The organism is Nostocoides vanveenii (assembly GCF_039531165.1).
GTDB classification, from domain to species: Bacteria; Actinomycetota; Actinomycetes; order Actinomycetales; family Dermatophilaceae; genus Nostocoides_A; species Nostocoides_A vanveenii.
In genome coordinates this window covers 1-13,309 of sequence record NZ_BAAAPN010000094.1, presented here as the reverse complement: position 1 = coordinate 13,309, position 13,309 = coordinate 1, and the positions used below count along the sequence as shown (strand labels likewise).

Annotated in this window: 13 protein-coding genes; 12 read left to right on the top strand and 1 reads right to left on the bottom strand. The window is 70.3% G+C overall.

All coding sequences use genetic code 11. The annotated features are described in order from the left end of the window. Window positions 1-217 precede the first annotated feature (217 nt). From ABD209_RS16210 to ABD209_RS16200, 3 genes are all read left to right on the top strand, one after another. Window positions 218-589 carry a hypothetical protein gene (locus tag ABD209_RS16210; RefSeq protein ID WP_344068092.1) on the top strand — a complete coding sequence of 124 codons (372 nt, stop codon included), beginning with the start codon at window positions 218-220 and terminating at the stop codon, window positions 587-589. A gap of 73 nt (window positions 590-662) precedes the next feature. Next, window positions 663-1,727: a PP2C family serine/threonine-protein phosphatase gene (locus tag ABD209_RS16205; RefSeq protein WP_344068089.1), complete on the top strand. Its 1,065-nt coding sequence runs from the start codon at window positions 663-665 to the stop codon at window positions 1,725-1,727. A 355-nt stretch (window positions 1,728-2,082) separates the two neighbouring features. Beyond that, window positions 2,083-3,180 carry a DUF7937 domain-containing protein gene (locus ABD209_RS16200; RefSeq protein ID WP_344068086.1) on the top strand — a complete coding sequence of 366 codons (1,098 nt, stop codon included), beginning with the start codon at window positions 2,083-2,085 and terminating at the stop codon, window positions 3,178-3,180. A gap of 14 nt (window positions 3,181-3,194) precedes the next feature. Here ABD209_RS16200 and ABD209_RS16195 read toward each other — a convergent pair whose 3' ends face one another. Continuing rightward, entirely contained in the window at window positions 3,195-4,217 is a 1,023-nt protein-coding gene (locus ABD209_RS16195; RefSeq protein WP_344068083.1) for an EamA family transporter, read from the bottom strand. 69 nt (window positions 4,218-4,286) lie between these two features. Here ABD209_RS16195 and ABD209_RS16190 point away from each other — a divergent pair, with 69 nt between their 5' ends. The 9 genes from ABD209_RS16190 (at window position 4,287) to ABD209_RS16150 (ending at window position 13,200) form a co-directional block, all read left to right on the top strand. Then, window positions 4,287-4,793 carry a CGNR zinc finger domain-containing protein gene (locus ABD209_RS16190; protein ID WP_344068079.1) on the top strand — a complete coding sequence of 169 codons (507 nt, stop codon included), beginning with the start codon at window positions 4,287-4,289 and terminating at the stop codon, window positions 4,791-4,793. A 232-nt stretch (window positions 4,794-5,025) separates the two neighbouring features. Further along, entirely contained in the window at window positions 5,026-6,369 is a 1,344-nt protein-coding gene (locus ABD209_RS16185) for an FGGY-family carbohydrate kinase (RefSeq protein WP_344068076.1), read from the top strand. 23 nt (window positions 6,370-6,392) lie between these two features. Next, window positions 6,393-7,238, top strand: a complete 846-nt coding sequence (locus tag ABD209_RS16180) for a class II fructose-bisphosphate aldolase (RefSeq protein WP_344068073.1) — start codon at window positions 6,393-6,395, stop codon at window positions 7,236-7,238. Beyond that, window positions 7,235-8,179: a 1-phosphofructokinase family hexose kinase gene (locus tag ABD209_RS16175; protein ID WP_344068071.1), complete on the top strand. Its 945-nt coding sequence runs from the start codon at window positions 7,235-7,237 to the stop codon at window positions 8,177-8,179. Before ABD209_RS16180 ends, ABD209_RS16175 begins: the two co-directional genes overlap by 4 nt. Before the next feature lie 22 nt (window positions 8,180-8,201). Beyond that, on the top strand, window positions 8,202-9,224 hold the full coding sequence (locus ABD209_RS16170; RefSeq protein ID WP_344068068.1) for a zinc-dependent alcohol dehydrogenase: 1,023 nt from the start codon (window positions 8,202-8,204) through the stop codon (window positions 9,222-9,224). Further along, a complete protein-coding gene (locus ABD209_RS16165; protein WP_344068066.1) occupies window positions 9,221-10,006 on the top strand; it encodes a DeoR/GlpR family DNA-binding transcription regulator in 786 nt (261 codons plus the stop codon). The genes ABD209_RS16170 and ABD209_RS16165 overlap by 4 nt, the downstream gene beginning before the upstream one ends. Before the next feature lie 86 nt (window positions 10,007-10,092). After that, entirely contained in the window at window positions 10,093-11,112 is a 1,020-nt protein-coding gene (galE, locus tag ABD209_RS16160) for a UDP-glucose 4-epimerase GalE (protein ID WP_344068063.1), read from the top strand. A 4-nt stretch (window positions 11,113-11,116) separates the two neighbouring features. Continuing rightward, complete coding sequence (locus ABD209_RS16155) at window positions 11,117-12,013, top strand: alpha/beta hydrolase (RefSeq protein ID WP_344068061.1); 897 nt, start codon at window positions 11,117-11,119, stop codon at window positions 12,011-12,013. Next, window positions 12,010-13,200, top strand: coding sequence for an MFS transporter (locus ABD209_RS16150; protein WP_344068058.1), 1,191 nt, complete (start codon window positions 12,010-12,012; stop codon window positions 13,198-13,200). Before ABD209_RS16155 ends, ABD209_RS16150 begins: the two co-directional genes overlap by 4 nt. Window positions 13,201-13,309: the final 109 nt, after the last annotated feature.

Genomic DNA, 13,309 nt, shown 5'->3' with positions numbered 1-13,309 from the left:
GAGGCTCCGCCCTCGGGTTCCGCAACCTCACCAACTACATCGCCCGCAGCCTGCTCGAGACCGGCGGCTTCAGGCCAGCCCTACACCCCCGATTGTGATGAGCCCGTTTCGATAGCTCAATGACGTGCCCCGCTAGCACGAGTCAGGCCAGGCGCCTGTGTCCTCGAATTTGTGGGCTTGCCGCTCCAGGCGCGGGCCGCGTACACCTGCCTGTGCCATGACTGACATCGGAATCCCCGGGTATGACGACGCCGACCTGCTGGGGCAGGGCGGCTTCGGTGTCGTCTACAAATGCCGCCAAGTGGCGCTCAATCGCACCGTTGCCGTCAAGATCTTCCGCTCGACCGACGGATCGATGCCCTTCGAGACCTTCGAGCGCGAGTGCGCCGCCATCGGTCAACTCGACCGATCGTCTTCCCCACCGACAGGACTGCCCTGCCCGACCGGCTCGCGCATCGCCTCCTCGAGATGTCCTCACCCCTCCCGTCGGACATGGTGCATACCGCCCGCGGGCAAGGGCTCGACGTCGTGCCGGGCTCACGCGGATTCGCCTACAACGCCGACCTGCGCACGCTCGCCCTCTTCTTGAATGTCGGAACCAGTGTCGGGAGAGCAGCATGGTGAACCGGTCTCCAACCCCCGCCCCAGCGGTAGTCGTGGGTATGGCAGCGCTTTGGGCGGCGACCTTTGCTGCCCTTGTCCTGCTGAACGACGACCTGCGCGCATTCTGGTCGGTGCTCCTGGGCATGTCGCTCGTCGGATCCGCCCTCACCTTGCTCTCCCGCCCCCAACAAGCTGCGGGTCGTCGCCCAACGAACCGGCCTGTTCGGCCGGCAACCAGCGGGCCGGTGGACGCCAGGCCCACGGTGCCGGTTGCGCAGGCATCCCCCGCCCCAGCAGCATTGCCGGCCCAGCCCAGCGGTGCCGACATGGCCGACATGGCCGAGGTGACGTCGGTGCGCGCGGGACATAGGGCCCATCGCGCACTGGCCGGCCAGCCGATCACGACCTCGGCACTCTCGCTGCCCAAAGCCGGCAACACCGACGCAGAGAACGAGGACGCCTTTGCGGTGTCGCCCGACCGCGGCCGGGTCGCAGTGAGCGACGGCGCGAGTTCGGCCTACCGATCCGGGGAGTGGGCACGCACTCTCTGCGCGGGCTTCGTCGAGAGTGGTGTCGCCGTGGATCCTGAAGCCATCGCTGAGTGGCTGCTGTCCCAGGCCCACACCTTCCAGCGAGCACGCTCGGGTGACGCCGGCTGGTGGGACGTGGAGGCAGCCGGACGCGGCGCCTTCGCCACCCTGGTGGCGGTCGAGTTCCACGCGGGAGTGTCCGCTCCGGCATGGCGGGCCGTGGCCGTCGGCGATTCGGTGCTCATCCACCTGCGACCGCGCGGTGATGGGTATGTGCTCGTTGCCGGCTTCCCCATCGAGAGCGGCGAGGCCTTCACCTCGACTCCGGCCCTGGTCGCCAGCACGCTGACCTCGCGCACGGCCTTGCCGACTCTGCGTTTCGCCCACGGACACGCCGCACCCGGGGACCGCTGGCTGGCCCTCACCGACGAACTCGCCAGGTGGGCGCTGCGCGCCCACGAGTCCGGTATGCCGATCTGGCCGCTCCTGTTCTCCGGCTCCGCTCCCGAGGTGACCGAAGCGGTGACCGCAGCTCGCCAGCAGGGCCAGCTGGTCAATGACGACATGACCCTGATCCGGATCGCCTTGGCATGACGCCACCAATAGCGAGGATGACGCAATGAGCGCTTGCACGTGCGGACACGGATTCGCGAAGAACGAGCGGTTCTGCCCGCGCTGCGGGTCGCTCCGGCCCGACGCTCCCGCCGCGCCACCGCCGGCACCGGCATCCGCCATCGCGGCCGGCGACAACACACGCGGCTCGGGGGCGATGTCCAACCTCTCGCCGTCGAGGCAGGCCGGCCCGGCGGGTATCACGGAGGCCAGGTCGGGTTTGCCCAATGCCGGCCCCACCGCACCTCAGCCTGTGCCAACTGCGGATGGGCGGGGGGAGATTGGGGCGACCTCATACGCGCAGCAGAATTCAGCACCGGAAGCCTCGAAGCGAGCAGTGAACACCGTGCTCTTGCGCGAGGGCTGCGGTGTCCTTCTACTCCTGGGCTCGTTCTTCCAGTCGTGGTCGATCGTGCACACGGCGGGCTGGCCGGTGAGCGTGCTCGTGACGCTGGCCGCGCTGGCAATGCCGGTTCTCAACCATCTGGGTCGGCTCACCAGCACGCAGTCTCGCCCATCGCGCGGTCTGCTGCTGTTTCCCGCCGCTCCAATGGCCTTGCTGGTGCTTTTCACCACCATCCGTGAACTCACCGAGGACGACCTGGCGGGCGCAGGGCTGGCCCTTGCGGCCTGCGGCGTGCTCCTCATCCTCCAATCGACCTTGCCCGATTCGACGCATCGGGCCGAGTGGTGGCTGCGCATCGGCCTGGGGCTGCTCGGTGTGACCGCGCTCCGGGCGGCGTACTCAGTGATCCAGGCGATCGTCGATTACGGGCGCGGCGCGGACGCCTATGTGATCGCCACCATCGTGCTCTTTGCCGTGTATGGGATCGGGCTGCCCGGTTGGTTCATGATTCGGACTGCGAAACGCAGTTCTGCGGACTGGGCGGCCGGCATCCTGTTGGGCATCGCTCTGCTGGTCGGTCTGATGCGCGCGGGGTCGTCGCCCGCGGGCCTGTTCTTCGCCACCCTGGCCATGGGCCTGGTGGCCCTCAGCGATGCGTCCGTGCTCTCACGCATGCACCCTCCACTGATCGGCGCGAATTGGTGGCTGCTTCCGGCCAGAGGGATGGTCACTTTCGGAGGCCTGACCTTTGGCTATCTTGCCTTGGCCAGGCTGGCCGGCCTGCTCACGGGCTACAACAGATCGGCCGCCTCGGCTCTCGCACTCGTCATCTGCCTCGGGATGGCGACCTTCGCGTTCGCGTGCCGATCGCATGCCAACCGTGGCAGTGCCCAGACCAGGGCGATGGTGGTGGGATGGTCCGGCGCGGCGTTGGTCCTCTCCCTCATCAACCTGTCACTCAGCTCGAAGGTCCGGTTGGGCGGCCCACTGTCCATGAAACTCTGGACCTTCGTGGCCCCCCTACTGATCGCCGGTGCCGTGACGGCGCCGGCGTCGGTCCGTCAACTCGGATCGCTTCACAAGAACTGATCCGGGGCGAGCCGTCAGGGGATGTCGAGACGTGCGTCCGGGCCGACCTCGATGCGCCGCTCGCCGAGCTTGACGCCGATGACCCCGAGCAGGATGAGCGCGCCGCCCACGAGCTGCACCGGCCGGGGCAGCTCGCCGAGCAGCAGCCACGCGAAGAGCACGGCCGAGACGACTTCGGACAAGGCGACAAAGGAGGCCAGTCGCGAGCCGAGGATGCGCGTGCCCACGATTCCCAGCACGTATGCCGCAGCCGCCGTCACGATGCCGAGCGCCGCGAGCGGGACCCACCAGACGACGGTGTGGCCGGCATACGTCGTCGTCGCGGTGCTTGCGGCGGCAGGGAGCAGCCCGGTGACGACGAGCAAGGCCAAGACAGCGGAGCCCACGACCAGGCCGCCGGCGGCCAGGGCCAAGGGCGGCAAGCCGTTGTCGGTGTCCGCCGAGATGATGAAGTAGGTCGCTGCACCGACCATCGCGCCGAGGGACCATAGGGCCCCGACGATGCTGACGTGATTGCCGCCGGAGAGGAGGTCGAGGACGAGCACCAGACCCAGCGCGGCCACGCCTGCGCCAGCGAGGGTGATCAGGCCCGGACGCTGGCCATGGCGAAGCCACAGCCAGACGACGACTGCTGCCGGCGCGGTGTATTCGATGAGGAGTGCCGGGCCGACGGCCATGTGAGCAACGGCCGAGAAATAGCAGAACTGGGCACCGGCCACCGCCAGCACGCCATAGAGCGTGATCACCCGCCACGTGCGGCGCAGCACCGAGAAGTCGCCGCGCAGGGCACGGATGCCGAAGGGCAGGAGCACGCTCGCGGCGAGCGCCATCCGGACGAGGACGACTCCAGCAGGATTCCAGCCCGCGTCGAGCAGGCCCCGCGCAAGGGGGCCCGAGAGGCTGAACCCCACGGCGGAGCCGAGGGCCAGCAGGAGCCCGACCCCTGCACCGGGCCCCTGCCGCGCCACCATCGCGCCCGCCCCGACGACACCGCCGGTGGCACTGGGATAGGTCGCGTCATGGGTCACGGACGACATGACTCATGACTGTAAGAGTGCTTCGCGTAAGGTGTCAACATGGTTTTTGCCAATGACACGGACCTCTGTTTGAGATCCGCCGTGGAGCTGGTGAACAGCGCTGCCGCGCCCGACTCGCTGACCAGCATCGACGACCTGGACGGCATCTTCGATCGCTATGGCTACACCGGCCGACACGATCGCAGCGACGCCGAACTGCACCAGGTGCGAGCCATCCGCGGGGAGTTGCGCGACCTCCTTCTTGGGGATCCGGAGACGACCGTCGCCTTGATCAACTCGACACTCGGCCGCTACTCATCCGTCCCGCGCCTGGTGCGCCACGACGCCATCGACTGGCATCTCCACGCCGTCGACGACTTCGCCCCCCTTGCCCATCGGATGCTCGTCGAGACCGCGATGGCAATGATCGACGTGATCCGTGCCGACGAGACCAGCCGGCTGACGACCTGCGCCGATGACGAGTGCGACGGCATCGTCCTGGACCTGTCCCGCAACCGCTCGCGCCGCTATTGCTCGACCACGTGCGGCAACCGCAATGCCGTCGCTGCCTATCGCGCCCGCCGCGCGGCGGACTGAGCCCACTCAGGCGCGCTCGGCGCGGGCGTCCCACCAGCCCTGACCGGCCTCTCGACGGGGCTGAACCGGCCTCTCGACGGGGCTGAACCGGCCTCTCGACGGGGCTGAACCGGCCTCTCGACGGGGCTGAACCGGCCTTTCGACGGGGCTGAACCGACCCATCGCTCATTCATTGACAACCCACCAGGCCATCGTGTACAACCATTCCCAATGCAACCCAACCATTCACAACTTGGGAGATGAGTTGCCCGACGGCCTGCTCGCCGGCATCGATGCCGGGACCACCTCGGTCAAGGTGCTGCTGATGACCCCGGACGGCCGCGATGTCGCCGTGGGGCGCGCTCCGACCACCTGGTCGCGCACCGCCCAGGGCGAGGAGACCACTGCCGAGACCCTCACGGGCGCGGCTCAGGCCGCCTTGGCCGATGCCCTCGCCCAGGCGCCCGGCGCCCGCATCCTCGGTATCGGCGTCGCGAGCATGGCCGAGTCGGGCGTGCTGGTCGACTCGGCCGACGTGCCTCTCGCGCCTGTCATCGCCTGGCACGACACCCGCGACAGCGCCGAACTCGCCGGCCTGATCGCCACCCTCAGCGGCGAGGAGTTCTCGCGCCGCACGGGATTGCCGTTGTGGACCCAATGGAGTGCAACCAAGCACCGCTGGATGCGTGCTCATCTGCCCGAGACGGCCCGCGCGACCCGCCGCTACAACGTCGCCGAGTGGATTATTCGCGGGCTCGGCGGCGACCCGGTCACCGAGTTCTCGCTGGCGTCTCGCACCGGCTGGCTGGACCTGCATACCGGACGGCCGTGGGCCGAGTCGCTGGCCTGGTCGGGCGCGCCCGACTCGCTCCTCGGCGACCTCGTCGACGCCGGCGTCCCCGTCGGCCACGCCCAGGGCGCTGGTCCGCTGGCGGCGATTTCCGGTGCCGTCCTGACCATCGCCGGCCACGACCACCAAACCGCCGCGGTCGGCCTCGGGGCGCACCGGCCGGGCGACGAATTCGACTCTGCCGGAACGGCAGAGGCCATCCTGCGGACCAGCCATCCGAACCTCCTCGACAGCACCGTCGCCGACCTCGCCGCAGCGGGCATCACCGTCGGACGCCATGCCGCCCCCGGCCGCTGGTGCCTCCTCGGCGCTACCCAGGGCGGCCTCATCCTCGGCCGCGTCCAGCATGCGCTGGGCGTGGACCGGGACGGGCTCGCCGCGCTCGACGACGCAGCCGCAGCCGCCGCCGACGTCCCCACGGCGATCACCCTCGGCCCCGGCGCGGGTGATGTGCAGATCAACCCCGCCGCCACCCCGGGGGAAGTCTGGCGGGCTGCCACCCGGGCCGTGACCGGCCAAGCCGCCGCGCTCAGCGACCGCCTCACCGCGGCGAGCGGCCCCCGCGCCGACCTAGTCGTTGCCGGCGGCTGGACCAACTCGCGCGCGGTCATGGCCGCCAAGACTGACGCCTTCGGCGACTTCCGGCGCGCCACCGTCCCCGAGGCCGGCTGCCGTGGCGCCGCCCTCTTCGCCGGCGTCGCCGCCGGCCTCTATACCGACCTCGACGCGGCCCCCGCGCCGGCCTGACCCTCCGAAGAAAGGCTTCCCGTATGCCGCTCGCCACCACCGCCGACCTCGTCACCCGCGCCCGCGCCGCCGGCCGTGGCGTCGCCGCGTTCAATGTCATCACCTTCGAGCACGCCGAGGGCATCGTCGCCGGCGCCGAACAGGCCGGAGCCGACGTCATCCTGCAGATCAGCGAGAACGCCGTGAAGTTCCGCGGCGGGCTGCTCCGCCCCATCGCGGCCGGCGTCCTCGAGGTCGCCCGGGCCGCTGGGGTGCACGTCTCGGTGCACCTCGACCATGTCGAAGATGTCGCCCTGCTCCACCAGAGCGCGTCGGCCGGCCTGAGCGGCGTGATGTTCGATGCCTCCCATCTGGACTATGCCGAGAATGTCGCGGCCACGCGCGCTGCCGCGGACTGGGGGCACGCCCAGGGACTCTTCGTCGAGGCCGAGCTAGGCAAGGTGGGCGGCAAGGACGGCGCGCACGAGCCGGGTGTCCGCACCGACCCCACTGAGGCCGCCGAGTTCGTCGCGGCGACGGGCGTCGACGCACTCGCTGTCGCCGTCGGCAGTTCGCACGCGATGGTGGAGCGCACGGCCGCTCTTGACCTGGCGCTGATCTCGGCCTTGGCCGAGGCGCTCCCCGTTCCCCTTGTCCTGCATGGGTCTTCGGGCGTCGCTGACGACACGCTGCGCGCGGCCGTCGCCGCCGGCATGACGAAGATCAATATCGGGACCATCCTCAATGTCGCCTTCACCGGCGCCGTGCGCGAGGTCCTCGACGCCGACGCGACGCTCGTCGATCCCCGCACGTACCTCCGCCCCGCACGCGACGAGATCGCTGCCGTCGCCGCCCGGCTGGCAGGCGTCGTCGCCGGCGGCTCGCGATGATCGTCACCCTGACGCTCAACCCCAGCCTCGACCTGACGTATGTCGTTGCCGAGGCCGCGCTCGGGGACGCCGACGTGCACCGGGCGAGAACCATGACGGTGGAGGCCAGCGGCAAGGGGGTCAACGTCTCGCGCGACCTCCACGCGGCCGGCGCGGCCACCGCCGCCGTGTTGCCGATGGGCGGCGCCACGGGCCGCCACCTGACCGAGCTCCTGGCAGCGGATGGCGTCCCGACGCACGGCGTCCCCATCGCGGGTGAGACCCGGATCAACACCTCGATGCTGCTGCCGGCCGGCCGCACGATCAAGGTCAACGGGCCGGGCGAGCCCCTGGATCGCGACGACGTGGATCGTCTGGTCGCGGCGGTCGACGCCGTCCTCGCGGGACGCGACCTCAGCGAGCAATCCTGGTTGGTCATCGCCGGCTCCCTCCCGCCCGCGATGGACCCCGAAGTGGTGGGCGAATTCGTCGACCTGGCGGCACGGCATACGGTCATGACGGCAGTCGACGTGTCAGGCGCCGCGCTCACGGCTGCCCTGCAGCACCGCGCAAATCTGTTGGCCCCCAACGAGATCGAACTGGCCGAGCTGATCGGCGCCGACCTCGCCACCGATACCGTCGCCGCCACTGCCGATGCCGCGCGGCGGCTCGCGGCGCAACACGGTGTCGAACTCTTGGTCAGCATGGGCCGCGCCGGCGCCGTGCACACCGAGGGCGCGACCGTCTTGCACGGCAGCGGCCCGGAACTCGTCCCGGTCAACACCGCCGGCGCCGGGGATGCTTTCCTCGCCGGCTGGCTCGCCGCCCCCGGCACGCACAGCGACCGGATGGCCCGCGCCCTTGCGTGGGGGCGGTCCGCCTGCCTTTGCCCGACCACCGTCGACCCGCGCCCCGGCACCCGCGGTGGCGACCGGATCACTGTCACCACCCTCCCGTCCTGACGTCCTGAAGGAGCACATCGAAATGACCGACATCCGCCGCATCATCGTCACCGCCCCCGGCGCCCTCGAACTGCGCACCGAGGCGCCCGCCGAGGTCGGCGCCGGGCAGGTCCGCGCCCGCAGCGTCACCATCGGCGTCTGTGGATCCGACACCCACGCCCTGCACGGCCGCCACCCGCTGATCCCGATGCCCTACTTCCCCGGTCACGAGGTCACCGGCGTCGTCACCGAGGTGGGCGAGGGAGTCAGCAATGTCGCCGTCGGCACGCGCGTGACCGTCGAGCCGACCCTCCCGTGCTGGGCGTGCAAGCAGTGCCGCCAGGGGCAGGAGAACCTCTGCGAGAACCTCCAGTTCTTCGGCTGTGGCTTCGAGCAGGGCGGTATGGCCGACGAATTCGTCGTGCGGGCCGATCGGCTCCACATCATCCCCGACGACCTCGACTACGCGACCGCATCCCTGATCGAGCCGCTGTCGACGCCGGTCCACGCCGGCCGCATCGCCGGTCCGCTCGCGGACAAGGCCGTCGTCATCATGGGCTCCGGCACCATCGGCCTGCTGATGCTCGCGGTCGCCCGGTATGACGGCGCCCGCCGCGTCGTCATGACCGACCCCCTGCCCGCCAAGCGCGAGATCGCTCTGCGCCTCGGCGCGGACGCGGCTGTCGACGCCACCGCGCCCGATGTCGTCGACCAGGTGCGGGCGGCGCTCGGCGAGAGCGCCGACGTCGTCTTCGACTGCGTCGCCATCCAGCCGACCATCAGCGCCGCGATCACGTTGGCCACCAAGGGCGGCACCGTGGCCATCGTCGGCGTCCCCGCGGCCGATGTGACGATCCCGACGATCGTGGTGCAGGACAACCAGGTTCGCATCCAGGGGTGCGCCACCTATGTCCCCGAGGACTACGCCAAGTCGATCGAGATGCTGCAGGCCGGCGCCGTTAAGGCTGCCGACTTCGTCACGGCGGAGTACCCCCTGACCCAGGCGCGCGAAGCCTTCGATGCCTCTGCCGCCGGGGGCGAGATCAAGGTCCTCATCCGCCCATGAGCCGGCAGATGGGGGGCGATCCCCAGCTCGCGGCCTCCCGCCATCAGATCATTCTCGACACCTTGCGCAGCCGGGGTCAGGTGGGCGCTAACGCCCTCGCGGACACCCTCGGCGTGACCCACGAGACCGTCCGCAAGGACCTCGTCCACCTCCAGGGACTGGGTCTGCTGCGGCGGGTGCACGGGGGCGCCGTGCCGGTGGAAGCGCTGACGCACGAGGTCCCGGTGGGTGGGCGCACGGCATACGGGCCGGAGAAGACGCGGATCGCCGACGCGGCGCTCCAGTTCGTCCCCGAAAGTGGTGCGGTGCTGGTGGATTCGGGCACGACAACAGCCGCATTCGGTGAGTCGCTGCCCGCGCTTCCCAACCTGGTCGCCTTCACCAACTCGCTGCCGATTGCCCTGGCTCTGGTCCCGCGCCTCGGCGGGGTGACCATTCTGGGGGGGCGGGTGCGTGCGGCCACCCTGGGCACGGCGGACGCGTGGGCGGTGCGGGCTCTCGAGGGCGTCCGCGCCGACGTCGCCTTCCTCGGCGCGAACGCCATCTCCAGCGAGCACGGGCTGGCCACACCGGACGAGATCGAGGCCGAGCTGAAGGCGGCGCTCATCCGCTCCTCGCGCCTGCGGGTGCTGCTGGCCGATCACTCGAAGTTCGGCCGCGAGTCCGTCCACCGGTATGCCGTGCTCTCCGACATCGATGTGCTCGTCACCGACACGGGGCTCCCCCAGGCCGACGCCGACGCGATCACCCGCGACCACGGCGTCGAGGTTATCCGCGCCTGAAGGTCCCGCGGCGACCCTCCGTCGCAAGCGCAGGGGCGCAGGAGGCGACGCGCCGCCGCGGGCGGGAATCGGCATACGGTTGTCTCATGCGTGTTCTCGTCTCCGGCGGCGCCGGCTATATCGGCTCCCACACTGTCGTCCAACTCGTTGCAGCCGGCCACGACGTGGTGATCGCCGACAGCTTCGCCAACAGCAAGCCGGCGGTCATCGGGCGGCTGGAGGCGCTGACCGGCGCGCACCTGCCCGTGCATGCCTTCGACCTGACCGATCGCGACAAGACCGAGCGGCTCTTCGCCGACGAACCGATCGACGCGGTCATCCACTTCGCCGGGCTCAAGGCGGTCGGCGAGAGCGCGCAGATCCCGTTGGAGTATTACGAGAACAACCTCGGCACGACCTTCTCGCTGCTCCACGCCATGAAGCGCCATGGCGTCAGCAAGCTCGTCTTCTCCTCCTCGGCGACCGTCTACGGCGAGGAGGCGCCGCTGCCCTATCGCGAGGACTACGCGCCCCTGCAGTCGTCGAGCCCGTATGGCCGCACCAAGGTGATGGGCGAACACATCCTCACCGACGTGGCCGCCGCCGACCCGAGCCTGCGGATCGCGATCCTGCGCTATTTCAACCCGGTCGGCGCGCACCCGTCCGGCACGATCGGCGAGGACCCGCAGGGTATCCCCAACAACCTGATGCCCTTCATCGCTCAGGTGGCGGTGGGCCGGCGCGCGAAGCTGACGGTCTTCGGCGACGACTACCCGACGGCGGACGGCACCTGCGAGCGCGACTACATCCACGTCGAGGATCTCGCTGCCGGGCACCTCGCCGCTCTGGCGCGGCTGACCCAGGTCGACGATCCGGTGTCTGTGTGGAATCTCGGGACCGGCCAGGGCACCAGCGTGCTGGAGATGGTGGCGGCCTTCGCGCGGGCGTCGGGGCGCGAGGTGCCCTATGAGATCGGTCCGCGGCGCGCCGGCGACCAGCCCCGGTCGTGGGCGGACCCGACCAAGGCCAATAGCGAACTCGGTTGGGCGACAACGCGGTCCATCGACGACATGTGTGCCGACACCTGGCGCTGGCAGTCGGCGAACCCGACGGGCTACGAGGACTAACCGTATGCCGTTGCGTCGCCGCGAGGGGGTCGGCGCGGCCAGCCTGTTGGCCGTTGCGGCCGGAGGGTTGGTTGCAGGGGCGCTCGTCGGGGCCCGGCAGATCAGCGGGCCGCAACGGCCGTGGCCGGACTATCGCTTCAGTCCCTTCGAGGTGGGCGTCGCGGCCGACGAGGTGAGCTTCGCGGCGGACGACGGCACACAGTTGGCCGGGTGGTGGTTCGACCGGCCGGACAGCGAGCGCGTGGTCATCGTCAGCCACGGCCACCGCGGCAACAAGTCCGACATGCTCGGCATCGGTCCTGGCCTCTGGCGCGCAGGAAACACGGTGCTGCTCTTCGACTTTCGCGGCAACGGCGATTCGCAGGACGGGCCGCAATCGTTGGCGCACTACGAGCAGGACGACCTGCGCGCCGCCATCACGTATGCCGCATCCCGCCGCCCCGACGCCGGGATCGTCCTCGTCGGCTTCTCGATGGGTGCCGCGGTCAGCATCCTTGTCGCGGCGGGCGATTCGCGGGTGCGGGCGCTGGTGCTGGACTCGCCCTTCGCCGAGATGCGGGGCGTCGTCGCGCATGCCCTCGGCAAACTCCGGTTGCCGCCCTTCCCGTTGCTGTGGCTGACCGATCGGGCGACGCGCTGGCGCTATGGCTACGGCTTCGGCGAGGTCGCGCCGATCGATGTCGTGGGGGCGCTCGCGCCGCGCCCACTGTTGTTGCTGCACGGGGCGGCCGACAGCGTGATCCCGGTGGATCACGCATACTGCCTGTTCGCGGCCGCGGGCGAGCCGAAGGCGCTGCACATCTTCGAGGGCGCGGATCACTGCGGCGGCTATTTCCAGGACCGGCCGGCGTATATCGCGCGGGTGGCCCACTTCCTCGCGAGCACCGGGTCGCCCGGGTGAGCCGTCGGCTGATCGTGCCGTTGGTGGCGGTCGTGCTGGTCTCGCTCAACCTGCGGCCGGGTGCGTCGGTTCCCGGACCGCTGCTGTCGGAGATCCGGTCGGGCCTGGGGATGTCGGCGGGTCTGGCCGGGGTCTTGACCGGGCTGCCTGGGCTCTGCTTCGGCCTGATCGGGTTGCTCGCGGTGACGCTTGCCCGGCGGATCGGGACGACGGCCGGGATCGCGCTTGGGCTGGTCGCGGTGGCGATCGGGCAGATCCTGCGGGCGGGAACCGGGAACGCCTGGGTCTTCTTGGCCCTCTCGGTCGTCGCGCTCGGCGGGATGGCGCTGGGCAACGTCCTGGTGCCGGCGTGGATCAAGACGCACGAGCAGGGGCAGGTGCTGCTCCAGACGATCTACGGCACCGGCCTGATGATCGGTGGCGGCATCGGGGCGGCACTCGCGGCCCCGCTGGCCGAGTCGCTCGGCGGCTGGCGGCCATCGCTGGGGCTGTGGGGCTGGCTGGCCTTGTCTGCAGTCCCCGCTTGGGCGTATCTCGCTGTGCGCGAACACAATTTGCCGGCCGATCACCGTCGTCCGATGGCCGCACCGGGCGGTCGCGTGGCACACTCGCCGACCGCGCTGGCGCTGACGACGATGTTCGGCGTGCAGTCGATGCACGCGTATGTGCAGTTCGGCTGGCTCCCGCAGATCTATCGCGACGCGGGGTTGTCGGCCACGTATGCCGGGGCGCTCCTGGCTTCGGTCTCCGGCATCGGCCTGTTCGGCGGGCTGCTCATGCCGGCGGTGATCGCGCGCGGCCGGGGCCTGAAGGTGGACTTCGCGTCCTTCGGGGTGATCCTGATGGCCGGGTATGCCGGATTGATCCTCGCCCCGGCCACCGTGCCCTGGCTGTGGGCGGCGCTGCTCGCGGTCTCCGGCTTCGCCTTCCCCACCGCAATCGCGCTGATCACCGCGCGCACACGCGAGCCGACAGTGACAGCGCAGGTGTCGGGCTTCGTGCAGCCGATCGGCTACCTGCTGGCGGCTCTCGGGCCCTTCCTCGTCGGCGTGCTACACGCGGTGACCGGGGGTTGGACCCTCGTGCTGATCCTGCTGGCCGCAACCGGCGTGCCGCTGTCGTGGGCGTCTTATCGACTCGCCGCCCCGACCTTCGTCGACGACGAGTTGCTCCAGCCGACTCGCTGATCGTCGGGGGGGTGTCCCTATGTTCGGTGTCAAGCGGCAGCGGCGGTGCGGGGCTGGTAGGGCTGGCGGTTGCGGAGCATGGCGTGTATGACGTCGCAGCGACGTCTGG